Origin of the sequence: Pseudomonas sp. 22085 (assembly GCF_052045815.1) — a bacterium.
GTDB lineage: Bacteria > Pseudomonadota > Gammaproteobacteria > Pseudomonadales > Pseudomonadaceae > Aquipseudomonas > Aquipseudomonas glycinae.
Map to the genome: position 1 here is coordinate 257,030 of NZ_JBQEQA010000005.1, position 16,146 is coordinate 273,175.

Annotated in this window: 18 protein-coding genes; 10 read left to right on the forward strand and 8 right to left on the reverse strand. The window is 61.5% G+C overall.

Going from position 1 to position 16,146, the window contains the following annotated elements; translation table 11 throughout:
* Positions 1-31: 31 nt before the first annotated feature.
* The 6 genes from hisB (at position 32) to ACTJK7_RS08030 (ending at position 3,976) form a co-directional block, all read left to right on the forward strand.
* A complete protein-coding gene (hisB, locus tag ACTJK7_RS08005; RefSeq protein WP_039764670.1) occupies positions 32-625 on the forward strand; it encodes an imidazoleglycerol-phosphate dehydratase HisB in 594 nt (197 codons plus the stop codon).
* Entirely contained in the window at positions 625-1,263 is a 639-nt protein-coding gene (gene hisH / locus ACTJK7_RS08010) for an imidazole glycerol phosphate synthase subunit HisH (protein WP_007952546.1), read from the forward strand. The genes hisB and hisH overlap by 1 nt, the downstream gene beginning before the upstream one ends.
* On the forward strand, positions 1,264-1,524 hold the full coding sequence (locus tag ACTJK7_RS08015) for a DUF2164 domain-containing protein (RefSeq protein ID WP_011332018.1): 261 nt from the start codon (positions 1,264-1,266) through the stop codon (positions 1,522-1,524). It begins immediately after the preceding gene.
* 102 nt (positions 1,525-1,626) lie between these two features.
* A complete protein-coding gene (gene hisA, locus ACTJK7_RS08020; RefSeq protein ID WP_003220753.1) occupies positions 1,627-2,364 on the forward strand; it encodes a 1-(5-phosphoribosyl)-5-[(5-phosphoribosylamino)methylideneamino]imidazole-4-carboxamide isomerase in 738 nt (245 codons plus the stop codon).
* 9 nt (positions 2,365-2,373) lie between these two features.
* A complete protein-coding gene (gene hisF / locus ACTJK7_RS08025; RefSeq protein ID WP_007897430.1) occupies positions 2,374-3,144 on the forward strand; it encodes an imidazole glycerol phosphate synthase subunit HisF in 771 nt (256 codons plus the stop codon).
* Positions 3,145-3,220: 76 nt separating this feature from the next.
* Positions 3,221-3,976 carry a substrate-binding periplasmic protein gene (locus ACTJK7_RS08030; RefSeq protein ID WP_064382793.1) on the forward strand — a complete coding sequence of 252 codons (756 nt, stop codon included), beginning with the start codon at positions 3,221-3,223 and terminating at the stop codon, positions 3,974-3,976.
* Here the strand turns inward: ACTJK7_RS08030 and ACTJK7_RS08035 are convergent.
* The 5 genes from ACTJK7_RS08035 to gpmI form a co-directional block, all read right to left on the reverse strand.
* On the reverse strand, positions 3,957-5,339 hold the full coding sequence (locus tag ACTJK7_RS08035) for a Vps62-related protein (RefSeq protein WP_108559145.1): 1,383 nt from the start codon (positions 5,337-5,339) through the stop codon (positions 3,957-3,959). The two genes, ACTJK7_RS08030 and ACTJK7_RS08035, sit on opposite strands and share 20 nt — an antisense overlap.
* Before the next feature lie 118 nt (positions 5,340-5,457).
* On the reverse strand, positions 5,458-6,234 hold the full coding sequence (locus tag ACTJK7_RS08040; protein ID WP_064382795.1) for a divergent polysaccharide deacetylase family protein: 777 nt from the start codon (positions 6,232-6,234) through the stop codon (positions 5,458-5,460).
* A gap of 2 nt (positions 6,235-6,236) precedes the next feature.
* Positions 6,237-7,556 carry a S41 family peptidase gene (locus tag ACTJK7_RS08045; RefSeq protein WP_323150607.1) on the reverse strand — a complete coding sequence of 440 codons (1,320 nt, stop codon included), beginning with the start codon at positions 7,554-7,556 and terminating at the stop codon, positions 6,237-6,239.
* 31 nt (positions 7,557-7,587) lie between these two features.
* A complete protein-coding gene (locus ACTJK7_RS08050) occupies positions 7,588-8,874 on the reverse strand; it encodes a murein hydrolase activator EnvC family protein (protein WP_064382797.1) in 1,287 nt (428 codons plus the stop codon).
* A 252-nt stretch (positions 8,875-9,126) separates the two neighbouring features.
* Positions 9,127-10,653, reverse strand: coding sequence for a 2,3-bisphosphoglycerate-independent phosphoglycerate mutase (gene gpmI / locus ACTJK7_RS08055; protein WP_085654437.1), 1,527 nt, complete (start codon positions 10,651-10,653; stop codon positions 9,127-9,129).
* 152 nt (positions 10,654-10,805) lie between these two features.
* Here gpmI and ACTJK7_RS08060 point away from each other — a divergent pair, with 152 nt between their 5' ends.
* The 3 genes from ACTJK7_RS08060 to secB are packed head-to-tail and all read left to right on the forward strand — an operon-like array spanning position 10,806 to position 12,014.
* Complete coding sequence (locus tag ACTJK7_RS08060) at positions 10,806-11,219, forward strand: rhodanese-like domain-containing protein (RefSeq protein WP_440780492.1); 414 nt, start codon at positions 10,806-10,808, stop codon at positions 11,217-11,219.
* Between the two features lies 1 nt (position 11,220).
* A complete protein-coding gene (gene grxC, locus ACTJK7_RS08065; protein ID WP_007952522.1) occupies positions 11,221-11,475 on the forward strand; it encodes a glutaredoxin 3 in 255 nt (84 codons plus the stop codon).
* A 53-nt stretch (positions 11,476-11,528) separates the two neighbouring features.
* Positions 11,529-12,014: a protein-export chaperone SecB gene (gene secB / locus ACTJK7_RS08070; protein WP_064382799.1), complete on the forward strand. Its 486-nt coding sequence runs from the start codon at positions 11,529-11,531 to the stop codon at positions 12,012-12,014.
* A gap of 192 nt (positions 12,015-12,206) precedes the next feature.
* Here secB and ACTJK7_RS08075 read toward each other — a convergent pair whose 3' ends face one another.
* On the reverse strand, positions 12,207-12,662 hold the full coding sequence (locus ACTJK7_RS08075; RefSeq protein ID WP_007952520.1) for a tRNA (cytidine(34)-2'-O)-methyltransferase: 456 nt from the start codon (positions 12,660-12,662) through the stop codon (positions 12,207-12,209).
* Between ACTJK7_RS08075 and ACTJK7_RS08080 the strand changes: the two genes are divergently transcribed.
* On the forward strand, positions 12,661-13,101 hold the full coding sequence (locus ACTJK7_RS08080) for a hypothetical protein (protein ID WP_108559149.1): 441 nt from the start codon (positions 12,661-12,663) through the stop codon (positions 13,099-13,101). The two genes, ACTJK7_RS08075 and ACTJK7_RS08080, sit on opposite strands and share 2 nt — an antisense overlap.
* Before the next feature lie 410 nt (positions 13,102-13,511).
* Here the strand turns inward: ACTJK7_RS08080 and ntrC are convergent, their stop codons facing one another.
* On the reverse strand, positions 13,512-14,948 hold the full coding sequence (ntrC, locus tag ACTJK7_RS08085) for a nitrogen regulation protein NR(I) (RefSeq protein ID WP_007952518.1): 1,437 nt from the start codon (positions 14,946-14,948) through the stop codon (positions 13,512-13,514).
* A complete protein-coding gene (glnL, locus tag ACTJK7_RS08090; RefSeq protein WP_007952516.1) occupies positions 14,945-16,030 on the reverse strand; it encodes a nitrogen regulation protein NR(II) in 1,086 nt (361 codons plus the stop codon). The genes ntrC and glnL overlap by 4 nt, the downstream gene beginning before the upstream one ends.
* Between the last annotated feature and the right edge of the window lie 116 nt (positions 16,031-16,146).

Sequence of the window (16,146 nt, forward strand, 5' to 3'; positions counted from 1 at the left end):
TTTTTCGCCCAATGATTTTGCGGAGCTGGTGATGGCCGAACGTAAGGCGTCTGTCGAGCGCGACACTCTGGAAACCCAGATCAAAGCCTCGATCAACCTTGATGGCACCGGAAAGGCCCGATTCGATATCGGTGTTCCTTTTCTTGAGCACATGCTGGATCAGATCGCCCGTCACGGGTTGATCGACCTGGATATCCAATGCAAGGGCGATCTGCATATCGACGACCACCATACGGTGGAAGACGTCGGTATCACCCTCGGCCAGGCCTTCGCGCAAGCCATTGGCGACAAGAAAGGCATCCGTCGCTACGGCCACGCCTACGTGCCGCTTGATGAAGCGCTGTCGCGCGTGGTGATCGACTTCTCCGGCCGTCCGGGCCTGCAGATGCACGTGCCGTACACCCGCGCCACCGTTGGCGGCTTTGACGTCGACCTGTTCCAGGAATTCTTCCAGGGCTTCGTCAACCACGCGCTGGTCAGCCTGCACATCGACAACCTGCGCGGCACCAACACCCACCACCAGATCGAAACCGTGTTCAAGGCTTTCGGCCGCGCGCTGCGCATGGCCGTCGAGCTGGACGAGCGCATGGCCGGCCAGATGCCTTCGACCAAGGGCGTCCTGTAATGCAGACGGTCGCAGTTATCGATTACGGCATGGGCAACCTGCACTCGGTGGCCAAGGCCCTCGAGCACGTCGGTGCCGGCAAGGTGCTGATCACCAGCGATGCGGCAGTGATCCGCGAAGCCGACCGCGTGGTGTTCCCCGGTGTCGGCGCGATTCGCGATTGCATGGCGGAGATCCGTCGCCTCGGTTTCGATTCGCTGGTGCGTGAAGTCAGCCAGGATCGTCCGTTCCTCGGCATCTGCGTCGGCATGCAAGCCTTGCTCGACAGCAGCGAAGAGAACGACGGCGTCGACTGCATCGGCCTGTTCCCGGGTGCGGTGAAGTTCTTCGGCAAAGACCTGCATGAAGACGGCGAACACCTGAAAGTCCCGCACATGGGCTGGAACGAAGTGAAGCAGGCGGTGGATCACCCGCTGTGGCACAACATTCCGGACCTGGCGCGTTTCTACTTCGTGCACAGCTACTACATCGCCGCCGGCAACCCGCGGCAGGTGGTCGGCAGCGGTCATTACGGCGTCGATTTCGCTGCGGCACTGGCCGAAGGTTCGCGTTTCGCCGTGCAGTTCCACCCGGAGAAGAGCCATACCCATGGCCTGCAATTGCTGCAGAACTTCGCGGCGTGGGACGGTCGCTGGTAAATGGCCGTCAAGAAATCCAAGCCGCCGATCCTGACCCTCACTCCCGAGCAGGAGAGCGAGGCCAACCGCAAGATTCAGCGGTTCATGGAGGATCGTTTCGAACTGGACCTGGGTTCGTTCGAAGCGGCGGAAATTCTTGAGCTGTTTACCCGCGAAATTGCTCCGCACTATTACAACAGGGCGATTTTCGATGTGCAGACCCACCTCAAGGAGCGGTTTGAAAGCATCGAAAGCGACCTGTGGGCGCTCGAGAAGAATTAGGGCAGCGGCAAGCTTCAAGCTGCAAGCTGCAAGAAGTACACACGCGTGCGCGCTTGCAGCTTATGGCTTGCAGCTTGCAGCTCTTTTGACGAAGGAAAAAGCATGCTGATTATTCCCGCTATCGATCTTAAAGACGGTGCCTGCGTACGTCTGCGCCAGGGCCGCATGGAAGATTCCACAGTGTTCTCCGATGACCCGGTGAGCATGGCTGCCAAGTGGGTGGAGGGCGGCTGCCGTCGTCTGCATCTGGTCGACCTGAACGGCGCTTTCGAAGGCCAGCCGGTCAACGGCGAAGTGGTGACCGCGATCGCCAAGCGCTACCCGACTCTGCCGATCCAGATCGGCGGCGGCATTCGTTCGCTGGAAACCATCGAGCACTACGTCAAGGCGGGTGTCAGCTACGTGATCATCGGCACCAAAGCGGTGAAGGATCCGGCGTTTGTCGCTGAAGCCTGCCGCGCGTTCCCGGGCAAGATCATCGTCGGTCTGGATGCCAAGGACGGTTTTGTCGCCACCGATGGCTGGGCTGAAATCAGCACCGTGCAGGTCATCGACCTGGCCAAGCAGTTCGAAGCCGACGGCGTGTCCTCGATCGTTTATACCGACATCGCCAAAGACGGCATGATGCAGGGCTGCAACGTGCCGTTCACCGCTGCGCTGGCGGCTGCCACCAAGATCCCGGTGATCGCTTCCGGTGGCATTCACAACCTCGGTGATATCAAGTCGCTGCTCGACGCCAAGGCGCCAGGCATCATCGGCGCCATCACCGGCCGGGCGATCTACGAAGGCACTCTCGACGTCGCCGAAGCGCAAGCTTTCTGCGACTCGTATCAAGGCTGAGGACTGACCATGGCGCTGGCCAAACGCATCATCCCTTGCCTGGACGTGGACAACGGCCGGGTCGTCAAAGGTGTGAAGTTCGAGAACATCCGTGACGCCGGCGACCCGGTGGAAATCGCCCGTCGCTACGACGAGCAGGGTGCTGACGAGATTACCTTTCTCGACATCACCGCCAGCGTCGATGGTCGTGACACCACGCTGCACACCGTCGAGCGCATGGCCAGCCAGGTGTTCATCCCGCTGACCGTCGGCGGTGGCGTGCGGACCGTGCAGGACATTCGCAACCTGCTCAATGCCGGTGCGGACAAGGTGTCGATCAACACCGCTGCCGTGTTCAACCCGGAGTTCGTCGGCGAAGCGGCGCAGCATTTCGGCTCGCAATGCATCGTCGTCGCCATCGACGCGAAGAAGGTGTCCGGCCCGGGCGAAACCCCGCGCTGGGAAATCTTCACCCACGGCGGCCGCAAGCCGACCGGCCTCGACGCGGTCGAGTGGGCGAAGAAAATGGAAGGCCTGGGTGCCGGTGAAATCCTCCTGACCAGCATGGATCAGGACGGCATGAAAAACGGTTTCGACCTCGGCGTGACCCGCGCCATCAGCGATGCGCTGGGCATTCCGGTGATCGCTTCCGGCGGCGTCGGCAACCTGCAGCATCTGGCGGACGGCATCCTTGAAGGCCACGCCAGTGCAGTACTGGCGGCGAGTATTTTCCACTTCGGCGAATACACGGTTCAGGAAGCCAAGGCCTACATGGCGCACCGCGGCATCGTAATGCGCTAAACATCCATACAGGCCAGTGGACAGCATGGCGTACCCAAGGCACTCTTGGGCACGCCATGGATTTCGGTAGCCCGACATGATCAAACGCCTGCTCCTCGCCCTCGCCAGTGCCTCCGTGTTGTTGATCAACACCGGCCACGCCGAGGAAAGTCCCGACACCGATCTGGTGCTCCTCACCGAAAACTTCCCGCCGTACAACATGGCGAAGAACGGCAAGAATTTCGCCCAGGATGAAAACATCAATGGCATCGCCACGGACATCGTGCGCGAGATGTTCAAGCGTGCCGGCATCACTTACAGCCTGACCCTGCGCTTCCCCTGGGAGCGGGTCTACAAGCTGGCGCTGGAGAATCCCGGCTACGGAGCGTTCGTCATGGCGCGGCTGCCGGATCGCGAAAAGCTCTTCAAGTGGGTCGGCCCGATCGGGCCGGACGACTGGGTCATGCTGGCCAGGGCCGACAGCAAGATCACCCTCGAAACCCTCAATGACGCGCGCAAATACAAGATCGGCGCCTACAAGGGCGATGCGATTGCCGAGACGTTGACCAAACAGGGCCTGAAGCCGGTGTTGGTGCTGCGCGATCAGGACAACGCCAGGAAACTCGTCGGCGGTCAGATCGACCTCTGGGCCACCGGCGATCCTGCCGGCCGTTATCTGGCGCGGCAGGATGGGGTGACCGGGTTGAAAACCGTACTGCGCTTCAACAGTGCCGAACTGTATCTGGCACTGAACAAGGACGTGCCCGATGCAACGGTTGCCCGGTTGCAGGCCGAGCTGGATCAGATGCGCAAGGACGGTGTGGTCGATGAGATCATGGGACGGTATTTGTAGCGACTTCTTCCTCTGTCGTCGGTTGAGGGGCAAAGCCAATATTGTCGCTGTCTGAATGGCTTTCGCTTGCAGGTGGCTCTGTCGCCAGTTGCGGAGTGAAGGTCAGCGTGCTGTCGCTTTCTGGCGGATACTCGGTCAGGTAAAGGCTTTCATCATCGGTGTAACCCACGCTCACTGCTACATGAGTGCCGTCTGCGCGCCTCAACGTATAGATACTTTGTATTTGATAGACCGCCACGGCCTTGTGTTTGGCAGCCATGGCGACGATGTCCAGTGGGCGCGATTCATCCCAGCCGCTGGCTGATGTCTCGCAGTAGGTAAAGTCTTTGTACAGATGTGCCGAGAAGCGGATGGCAGGGGGTGCGCTCGAAGGCAGCGCTGACCACGCTGTCGAGAGCTCGATAGCGGTGAGGCGGCTGAAAATCTGCTGCATCTGCGAGTTCTGGGCGCGAACCGCTTTCCATTTGAAAGGCCGCGGCAGATCAGTGGTGTTGTGGCCGTGCCCCACCAGGACATATTGATCCGAGCGTTCCAGACGGTAGAACGGGGAAGTGGACAACTGCTCGCCCGCAGACAGTTGATCGTTTACCGCGAACCATGGAATTCGCACGGTCTGTGTGACCTTGGCCGGTGCCAGTTCCGGAGGGGCTCCATACCCCGACAGTTCAGGCGCCTCGGGTGCAGGTATTGACTGTCGGGGAAGCTGCATTCGCAACGCGTGGACGGTGGAATTCACAGGTTTGGAGTGGCTCTGGACTCCGAAGAACGTGCCCGCTGCAAAGTGGATTTCACCCGCAGCAGCCTGCGCAGGTTCAATGTCCCAGGCGCTGAAGTTCTGCCTGGCGCCACTGCCTTTGTCATCCCAGATCAAATCGCCAACGGTTGCGGGCATGACCAGATCTTCGCGGACACAGCGGATCGCATTGAGTAATGGCTTGTCGCGCCCGTTGGAGCAGACAAACCCCATGGCCACATAGCCGGGAGGAGGGATGGGGCGCCATACCGTGCAGTCGGCGGCGGCTCCGGAGTTGGCGTCCTTCCAGACTCTTTCGTAGTCCGTGGGCGGGCTGAGTGCGTTGCTCCGGGAGGGGCCATCGCCTTGCGGCTCGCCTTCACGGACGACAGCCACGATTCTGTTTCCATTGACGTTTTCGTACCCGGTCACGGCCACATCCCCCAACGGGAAATACCCCGGTAGCAGATCGGGAGCGGGAGCCGGGCGCCAAAAACTGCCAACCGCGGAACCGGAGCCGCGGCTGTCCCAGATCCGGTGGAATTCGCTGGTGAAATTGATCAGCAGATTGCCGAACCGGATCGGTTCCATTCGCTGCGCAGATAATGTGTTGCTGTCGATGCCTGTCATAGTCAGTCCTGAAGTTTGCAAGGCGACCCACAAGAGTCGCTAACCATTACAGGGGTGACTATCCAGATGCGGGCGAGTCGTCAGGCAATAACTATGTGTAGCGGTTGTATCAGGGCATTTATCGGTAGACACCGTTTTTGCCGTGTGCGGCCATGGCGCGATTGCTGCGCACGCTGATCATCTGCTTGATGTCGATCCACTCGATGCCTTGGGCTTTCAACTTTGGCAGCTCCCGCTCCAGCACCGCCAGTGTCTGTGGATAAGGGTGTCCGATCATCAAGGCTGAACCCTGCTTGTGCGCCAGGCTGATTGCTGTCTGCAATTGAGTCAGGATCGCCGCTTCGGTGCGCTCGTCATCGAGAAATACATCCCGCGAAACACTTGCCAGATCGATCTTCTGTGCCTGCTGCGCAGCGACAGTCTGGGCGCTGGTCCGGCTGTCGACGAAGAACTTGTGGCGGCGCTGCAGCTCGCCCATCAACCACGCCATGGCCACCGGCTGCGCAGTCATGCGACTGCCCATATGGTTGTTGATGCCGGCGGTGTAGGGGACCATTTTGAACGCAGCGTTCAGGCGTTTCTCGAGTTCTTCGATGGGCAGTTCGGGATGCCAGGCGAACGGGCCTGTGGCCGGGTCCATCGGCATGTGCAGGATCACGATCTTGCCGGCGCGATGGGCTTCGCGGGCGAATTCGGTGGCGTGCGGGGTGTCGGGCATGATCGCGGTGGTCACCGGCCCGGGCAGGGCCAGCACCCGGCGGTCCCGGGGCAGGTTCTGCCCCAGGTCGTCGATGATCAGTGTCAGGTAGGCTTTTTGAGGTGTGGGTCTGGCAGGTTCTGCGTGAGCAGCGCCCGCCAGACAGCACAGCAGGACAAAGACCAGACGCAAGGACATCCTCAACGGCCGGACGTGATGCTCAGGCCTTTGAGCAGGCTCAATGCCTGGGCCAGCTGGTAATCGTCATCCTGCGGCATCGCCTTGGCCTTGCCGCCCGAGCCGGACGGTTTGTCAGCGCCGCCGTTGCCGTTGCCCAGGTGGCCTTGCAGGTCCGCTTCCTTGAAGTAGTCGCCGTCCGCTTCGTTGGTGATCTTGGCCTTGCGTACTTCGATGTCCGGGACGATGCCCTGGGCCTGGATCGAGCGGCCGTTCGGCGTGAAGTACAGCGCCGTGGTGATCTTCAGTGCGCGGTCGTTGTTCAGCGGCAGCACGGTCTGTACCGAGCCCTTGCCGAAACTGGTGGTGCCCATGACCACGGCGCGTTTCTGATCCTGCAGGGCGCCGGCGACGATTTCCGAGGCCGAGGCACTGCCACCGTTGATCAGCACGACCATCGGCACGGCTTCGCTTTCGTCCTTGCCGGTGGCGGAGAAGCGCAGCTCGGAGTTGGCGATCCGGCCCTTGGTGTAGACGATCAGGCCTTTGGTGATGAAGTGGTCGACCACTTCCACCGCCGCCTGCAGCACGCCACCCGGGTTGTTGCGCAGGTCGAGGATGATGCCGTTGAGCTTCTTGCCATTGTCCTTGCGCAGCTTGGCCAGGGCCTTGGAGACTTCTTCGCCGGTCTTGACCTGGAACTGAGTGATGCGGATCAGGCCGTAGCCCGACTCCAGCAGTTGCGCCTTGACGCTCTTCACCTGGATCACGGCGCGAGCCAGGGTTACATCGAACGGCGTGCCGCCGTCGCGCACCAGGGTCAGGGTGATCTTCTGGCCGATCTTGCCGCGCATCTTGTCCACGGCTTCGGTCATGGTCTGGCCGCGGGTCGGCGCGCCGTTGATCTTGACGATGAAGTCGCCGGCCTGGATGCCGGCCTTCGACGCCGGAGTGTCATCGATCGGCGACACGACCTTGATGAAGCCGTCCTCGGCGCCGACTTCGATGCCCAGGCCACCGAATTCACCGCTGGTGCTTTCCTGCAACTCGGCAAAGTCTTCAGGGCCAAGGTAGGCGGAGTGCGGATCGAGGTTGCTGAGCATGCCCTTGATCGCGTTTTCCAGCAGGGTCTTGTCGTCCACCGGCTCGACATAGGCGGCCTTGATCCGGTCCATGACCTCGGCAAAGGTGCGCAGCTCTTCCAGCGGCAACGGCGCCTTGGAAGTCGCGGCAGTACCTGCCGGAGCGACGGTCGGAGCCGGTTGAGCGGCAAACGCCAGAGGCGCGCCGATCACCAGGGCGATCGTCAGGGCCAGCGAGGTAAGGCGGGACAAATGCAGCATGTCGAACGAACTCCTGAATTAGATGGCGTGCTTATCCTTGCGCACGGCACCATTGCGCCGGATCACTCGGGTGACCCTGCTGACGAATTGCGAAATACAGCGCTGGTGTGTCCTGGCCGCCACTGTTACCCACAGTGGAGATGGACTCACCGGCTTTTACCACGTCACCTGCCGACTTGAGCAGCGTCTGGTTGTGACCGTAAAGACTCAGAAAACCGTTGCCGTGGTCGAGAATCACCAGCAGCCCGGCACCGCGCAGCCAGTCGGCAAACACCACGCGCCCACCGTGAACGGCGTGCACCTGGCTGCCGGCGGAGGCGCTGATCATCACGCCGTCCCACTTGGTGCGCGCATCGTCGCCACGGGTTTCGCCAAAGCGTGCCAGCAGTCGACCATCAACCGGCCATGGAAGTTTTCCTCGACTTGAGGCAAAGGGGCCACCGAAGGTCTCGCCGCCGCTGGACACCAGGGCGCCAGGCGTCGATCTGACCGGTTTGCGTGGGGCGTCGGTGTTTTCTGCCTCGGCCTCACGCAAGCGCTTTTTTTCGGCTTCCTGCTGGGCGATGAGCGCTTTCTGCCGCGCTTCTTCTGCCTCACGGGCCTGGCGGGCCAGGGTTTCTTCAATGGTTTTAAGGACTTTAGACAGGTCTGCCTGATCCTGCTCGCGGGCGGCCAGTTTCTGGTCCCGGGCTTTCACGTCTTCGTTCAACTTGGCGAGGGCCTGCTGGCGCTCCTTGCGGACCTTGTCGAGCGCTTCGCGCTGAGTGTCGAGATCACTTTGCTGCGCCAGCAACTGAGCCTGCTGCACGCCGATGTCTTTTTCGACGTTGGCCAGTTGGCGCAGGGTTTCGTTGAAGCTCTTCAGCTGCTCCAGGCGGGCCTGGCTCAGGTAGTCGTAATAGGTGAGGGTACGGGCGAATTTTTCGGGATTCTGCTGGTTGAGCAGCAGCTTGAGGTATTCCTGGCGACCGTTCTGGTAGGCGGCGCGGGCCTGGATGGCGATCAGTCGCTGCTGTTCAGTGCGCGCGCTCTGGAGTTTTTTTTTCTCCGCATCGAGCCGCTGCAGCTCGGATTCGCTCTTCTTCAGCTCTTTCTGCAGGGCTTCGACCTGTTTCTCGAGCTTGCCCATCTCGGTTTCGGTGCCCTTGAGCTCCTTTTGCACCCCGGATTTTTCTTCCTGGAGCTTGCCCAGCAGTTTTTTCAGCTCGGCAATGTCCTGGCGCGTGGCGTCCAGTTGCTGTTGGGTTTGCGCGCGCTCATCCGCGAAGGCCGGTTGGAGCAGGCATGTCAGAGCGAGGGCGATCAGGACGCGAAGCATAGAGGCGGGCGGCACCAGGGTAAGGGACGGCCTAGTATGCCCGCCCGACGCAGCAAAAAAAACGCCCAATTGGGACTGTGTGATAACTGGGGCAAGCGACAGGCCGAATTCCATTTCGAAATCTCCATAAACCACTGTGGGAGCTGGCTTGGCAGCGATGGCGTCTGCAGATTCAACATAGATGTTGGCTGTCAGATTGCTATCGCTGGCAAGCCAGCTCCCACAGGGTTTTGCAGTGTTTTTGACGGGCGATTACACCAGAATCGAAGTGCCAGTCATTTCCGCCGGTTTTTCCAGACCCAGCAGTTTCAGCATGGTCGGCGCCACGTCCGCCAGCACGCCGCCTTCGCGGACTTTCAGATCGCGCTTGCCGACATAGATGAACGGCACCGGCTCGGTGGTGTGTGCGGTGTGCGCTTGCCCGGTGGCTTCGTCAGCCATCTGCTCGACGTTGCCGTGGTCGGCGGTGATCAACGCTTCGCCGCCGACTTTTTCCAGAGCGTCGACGATGCGGCCGACGCAGGTGTCCAGGCATTCCACGGCTTTGACCGCGGCTTCGAACACGCCGCTATGGCCGACCATGTCGCCATTGGCATAGTTGACCACGATCACGTCGTAGCGCTGGTTCTCGATGGCCTCGACGATGCGATCAGTGACTTCCGGCGCACTCATTTCCGGCTGCAAGTCATAGGTGGCGACTTTCGGCGACGGAATCAGGATGCGTTCTTCGCCCGGGAACGGTTCTTCGCGACCGCCGGAAAAGAAGAAGGTCACGTGGGCGTATTTCTCGGTTTCGGCGATGCGCAGCTGGGTCTTGCCGTTTTTCGCCAGGTAGTCGCCGAGCACGTTTTCCAGGCTGCCCGGGGCAAAGGCTGCGGGGGCCGGGATGCTGGCGGCGTATTGGGTCAGGCCGACGTATTGCACTTTTGGCTGGCGTGCGCGCTCGAATTCCTTGAAACCATCTTCGACAAATACGCGGCTCAGCTCGCGGGCGCGGTCGGCGCGGAAGTTCATGAACACCACGGCGTCGCCGTCTTCGACTTTTACCGGCTCGCCGATGCTGGTGGCTTTGACGAATTCGTCGCTCTCGCCACGGGCGTAGGCGGCTTCCAGGCCTTCCTGGGCGGTGGCGGCGTTGAATTCGCCCTTGCCGTCGACGATCAGGTTGTAGGCCTGGGCCACGCGATCCCAACGGTTGTCGCGATCCATGGCGTAGTAGCGACCAATCAGGCTGGCGATGCGGCCCTTGCCGAGCGCCTGGAAGGTCGCGTCGAGCAGTTCGATCGACGAGGCAGCGCTCTTCGGCGGCGTGTCACGGCCATCGAGGAAGGCGTGCAGGTAGATTTTTTCGGCGCCGCGCTTGAAGGCCAGTTCGGCCATGGCGATCAGGTGATCCTGGTGGCTGTGAACGCCGCCGTCCGACAGCAGCCCCATGAAATGCACAGCCTTGCCGGCGGCCACGGCCTTGTCCACGGCGGCGCAGATGGTCGGGTTCTCGAAGAACTCGCCGTCGCGGATCGCTTTGGTCACACGGGTGAAGTCCTGATACACCACGCGCCCGGCGCCGAGGTTCATGTGGCCGACTTCGGAGTTGCCCATCTGGCCGTCCGGCAGACCGACGTCCATGCCGCTGCCCGAGATCAAGCCGTTCGGCACGGTGGCCCACAGGCGATCCAGCACAGGCTTCTTGGCCGCATAGACGGCGTTGGACTCGGGGCTGTCGCTGTGACCGAAGCCGTCGAGAATCATCAGGACCAAAGGTTTAGGCGTGGTAGTCATGGAATCCACTCGTGGCTAATAAGAAGAGGGCGATGGAAAAGGGAGTTGGAGTTTAAAGCGAAGTTCCGGCGGCGTCACCGCCGGACGGGGTTTGGCCGACCATAGTGGCTGTGTATACTGGCCGACATTTTAACGCCCTGGAACCTCCTTCGATGGTTGCTCACCTGATTGAATTTGCCACTAACCACTACATTCTTGTCGGTATCTTCGTCGTACTGCTGGCTTTGCTGCTGGCGCATACGGTGCAGGGCGGCGGTAAAAGCCTGAGCACGGGCGAGCTGACTGCACTGGTCAACAAGGAAGCCGGCGTGGTGGTGGACATCCGTCCGAGCAAGGACTACGCCGCCGGTCACATCGTTGGCGCGGTGAACATTCCCCAGGAAAAACTGGCCGCCCGCATCGGCGAGCTGGAAAAACACAAGGCCAAGACCATCATTCTGGTCGACGCCCTGGGCCAGACCGCCGGCACCCACGCCCGCGAGCTGATGAAGGCCGGCTTCACCGCCGCCAAGCTGTCCGGCGGGATTTCCAGCTGGAAAGGCGACAACCTGCCGTTGGTGAAGTGACATGAGCGACGTCATCGTCTACTCCAGCGATTACTGCCCTTACTGCTCGCGCGCCAAGTACCTGCTCGCGAACAAAGGCGTGGCCTTCGAAGAGATCAAGGTCGATGGCAAGCCGCAGGTGCGCGCCGCCATGGCCCAGAAGGCCGGACGCACGTCCGTGCCGCAGATCTGGATCGGCGACACCCACGTCGGCGGATGTGATGATTTGTATGCCCTGGAGCGTGCCGGCAAGCTCGACGCGCTGCTCAAGGCCTGACCTGCTGCGCACGTAAAGAACCCTAAAAGACCCAAGATCAGAAAGGATCTGAGATGACTGACCAACAGAACACTGCAGCCAGCGAAGAAGAAACCGCACCGCAATTCTCCTTGCAGCGCATCTACGTACGCGACCTGTCCTTCGAAGCCCCGAAAAGCCCGGCGATCTTCCGCCAGCAGTGGGATCCGGCGGTCGCTCTGGATCTGAACACCCGCCAGAAAGCCCTGGAAGGTGATTTCTACGAAGTCGTGCTGACCCTGTCCGTCACCGTGAAAAACGGTGAAGAAGTGGCCTTCATCGCTGAAGTGCAACAGGCCGGTATCTTCCTGATCAAGAACCTGGACGCGGCTTCGATGAGCCACACCCTGGGTGCGTTCTGCCCGAACATCCTGTTCCCTTACGCTCGCGAAACCCTGGACAGCCTGGTGACCCGCGGTTCGTTCCCGGCCCTGATGCTGGCCCCGGTGAACTTCGACGCCCTGTACGCGCAAGAGCTGCAGCGCATGCAGGAAGCCGGCGAGACCCCGACCGTTCAGTAAGCGGTCGATGCAACAACGAAAAAAGCGCCGTTACAGGCGCTTTTTTCTTGGCTGATTGCTCCTGTGCTGATCGTTCCCACGCTCCGCGTGGGAATGCAGCCCGTGACGCTCCGCGTCACTGGACGCGGAGCGTCCCCAGAGGCATTCCCACGCAGAGCGTGGGAACGATCAGCGGTGTCTTCTTGGGCGGTGTTATTTGAAGTCGTTCTGCCGCCACGCTTCGTACACGGCCACTGCCACGGTGTTGGACAGGTTCAGGCTGCGGCAGCCTTCGCGCATCGGCAGGCGCAGGCGCTGTTCGCCGGGCAGGGCATCGAGCACTTCCGGCGGCAGGCCACGGCTTTCCGGGCCGAAGATGAACGCATCGCCGGGGACGAACGCGGCATCGTGAAACGGCCGCGAACCCTTGGTGGTGAAGGCGAACAGCCGTGGATGACCGAGGCTTTCCAGGCAACTGGCGAGGTCGGCGTGGCGCTGCAAAGTGGCATACTCGTGGTAGTCGAGACCGGCGCGGCGCAGGCGCTTGTCGTCCATCTCGAAGCCCAGCGGTTCGATCAAATGCAGGTGGCAGCCGCTGTTGGCGCACAGCCTGATAACGTTGCCGGTGTTCGGCGGAATTTCCGGTTGAAAAAGGATGACGTGAAACATGCACGGCTCCGAAGGTAAAGATGACGCGCATTCTACGCCGCAAGCGGATCCGCGTTCGAAACTATTCCCGCGGGTGATGGCTTCACTGGCGATCGTCGGTGTGATGGTCGGGATGATGATCGGCCGTTTGACCACGCCTGACCCAACCGTCTTGCAGCAGGTCGAGGTGATCGATGATGGTCTGGCGGTCTGGTTCAACAACGAGCCGAAGCTGCATGGCGAGATCGTCGATGGCAGCGTTGCGTTGCTGTTTGAGGCCGAAGGCAAGGCGCAGAAAGGTCAGCTCAAGTTCAACGGCAAGGACGTGAACTGGCGGACGCGGTTGAGTGACGGCGGATTGTTGCTGACGCTGGTGGCGGCACGGCCGCTGCAGGGCGACTGGGCCGGCCAGGCGGTCGATGACCGCTGGCGGCTGGAGATCCATCTCCGGGAGCAATAAAAGAGGGAATCCCCGGCCTGCCTGTACCAAGGTTCCCGAAACGGGCGGGCTCATCGCATGGCGTTCTGAGCCGGTGTAAAGAAGGAACCCCTGACCTGCCTGTATCAAGGGCCCCAAAAGGGTGGACTCGCTGAGTCCGGTGTAAAGAGGGGAATCCCCGGCCTGCCTGTACCAAGGCCCCCGAAAGGGTGGGTGAATCGAATCACCTGAAGGAGTTATTGCAGGGGGCGTGCCAGTTTTTCTCGTTTTGAAACAAAAAAGCTCGGCACAACGACGAAGGCCCCGTAATACGGGGCCTTCGGCTTTTCACAGGACGGGGTTTTCAGCGATTTACAGTGCAAGCCTGAGTCCGTGGCCGTGCCCGATTAAGGGTCACGGTGCCTTGCGGCGGTGCAGGCTGGCGCTGAGTCTCAGCCTTCATCGCCCTCATCGTCATCCCCGCCATCGACCTTCATGCCGAGTTCCTTGATCTTGCGGGTCAAGGTGTTCCGGCCCCAGCCCAGCAGCACGGCCGCGTCGCGACGACGTCCGGCAGTGTGCTTCAACGCGGTCTCGATCATGATTCGCTCGAACGCCGGCACCGCGCTGTCGAGCAGGCTCGACTGACCGCGCGCCAGGGCCTGATCGGCCCACTGACGCAGCGCCTGTTCCCAGTTGGTCACTGGCGCCGAGTCCTGCGGCAGGCTCAGCAGTTCCGGCGGCAGATCGCTGATGTGCACTTCGCGTCCGGACGCCATCACCGTGATCCAGCGGCAGGTGTTTTCCAGCTGCCGCACGTTGCCCGGCCATGGCAGGTTCTTCAGGTATTCCTCGGTCTCGCTTTTCAGCAGCTTAGGCTCGACCGCCAGTTCTTGCGCGGCGCGGCTGAGGAAGTGCTTGGCCAGGGTCGGGATGTCTTCGCGACGGTCCGACAGGCGCGGGATGTGGATGCGGATCACGTTGAGGCGGTGGAACAAGTCCTCACGGAATTTCCCGGCGTGAACCAGGGTTTCCAGATTCTGGTGCGTTGCGGCGATGATCCGCACATCGACTTTGACCGGCACGTGCCCGCCAACGCGATAGAACTCGCCATCGGCCAGAACCCGCAGCAGTCGGGTCTGGGTGTCCGCCGGCATGTCGCCGATTTCATCGAGGAACAGCGTGCCGCCGTCGGCCTGCTCGAAACGGCCGCGACGCAGGTTGGCCGCGCCGGTGAACGCGCCTTTCTCGTGGCCGAACAGCTCGGATTCCATCAGGTCTTTCGGGATCGCCGCCATGTTCAGCGCGATGAACGGCGAGGCCGCGCGCGGGCTGTGGCGGTGCAGGGCGTGGGCCACCAGTTCTTTACCGGTGCCGGATTCGCCGTTGATCAGCACGGTGATATTGGAATGGCTCAGGCGCCCGATGGCGCGAAACACTTCCTGCATTGCCGGCGCTTCGCCGATGATTTCCGGGGTGCGGGTCAGGGTCGGGGCGACTTCCAGGCCTTGCTGCTCCTGGGCATGCTGATTGGCGCGCTTGACCAGCGACACCGCTTCGTCGACATCGAACGGCTTGGGCAGGTATTCGAACGCGCCGCCCTGATAGGAGGCAACAGCGCTGTCCAGATCGGAGTGAGCGGTCATGATGATCACCGGCAGCCGCGGGTGCTGCTCGCGGATCCGCGCCAGCAGGTCCAGGCCGCTTGCACCCGGCATGCGGATGTCAGAGATGATCACGTCCGGCTGCTGGCGCGCGAGGCGGCTCATCACGCCATCGGCACTGTCGAAGCTCTGGGTGGTCATGCCTTCCTGTTGCAGGGCTTTTTCCAGAACCCAACGGATAGAACGGTCGTCATCGACGATCCACACGGTTTCACTACGGCTCATGTCGATGTGGCTCCTTGTTCCAGTGGCAGAAAGATCGAGAACGTGGTGTGGCCTGGATGGCTGTCACACTCGATCAGGCCCTGGTGCTGGCTGATGATGTTCTGGGTGATGGCCAGGCCCAGCCCGGTACCGTCCGGACGGCCGCTGACCATGGGAAAGAAGATGGTTTCCTGGAGTTCCGCCGGAATGCCCGGACCGTTGTCGATGATCTCGATCTTGGTCACCAGGCGATGGCGGACGTGGCCGATGGTGAACTGGCGCATGGCGCGGGTACGCAGGCTGATGCGGCCCAGGCGCAGCTCGTTCTGGCTGCTGATGGCCTGCATCGCGTTGCGCACGATGTTTAGCACGGCCTGAATCATTTGTTCGCGATCAATCAGGACGTCGGGGATGCTCGGGTCGTAATCGCGCACCAGCGTGATGCAGCCCTGGCTTTCGGCCTCGACCAGTTGGCAGACGCGCTCCAGCACTTCGTGGACGTTGCACAGGGCCAGCGACGGCAGTTTGTTCGAACCGAGCATGCGGTCGACCAGATTGCGCAGGCGGTCGGCCTCTTCGATGATCACGTTGGTGTAGTCGCGCAGGCTGTCTTCCGGCAGTTCCCGGGCCAGCAGTTGCGCGGCGCCGCGGATGCCGCCGAGCGGATTCTTGATCTCGTGGGCCAGGCCGCGCACCAGCATCTTGCTGGTTTCCTGCTTCGACAACTGGGCCTCTTCCTTGGTGATCCGCAACAGGCGGTCACGAGGATGGACTTCCAGCAAAAGCAGGGTCGCGCCGTTGCTGAGGATCGGCGTCACCGCGTAATCCACGGTCAGGGTCTGGCCGGTGAGGGCAGTGAGCATCGCTTCGCGCTTGGTAAACGGGTGCGCCTGCTCCACCGCCTGGCGCAACGAATTGAGCGCCTCGGTGGACTCGGTGAACAGCTCGCTGATGAACTGCCCATGGCTGCGCTGACCGCTGATGGCCAGCAGCATCTCCGCCGCCGGGTTCATGTACTCGAGGCGCAATTCGCTGTCGAGCAGGATGGTGGCGGTGGTCAGATTGTCGAGTAGCAAGCGATGCAGTGCGTCACTGATGGTCATGAGGACCTCTTTTGGAGCATGGCGCGCGCAGGGATACAGCGCTGATGCGAGGAAAATGCAAAAACCAAACCAAGGCTCCGAAAAGAAGCGTTCAACCCCTGAAACGGGCGTTTGAC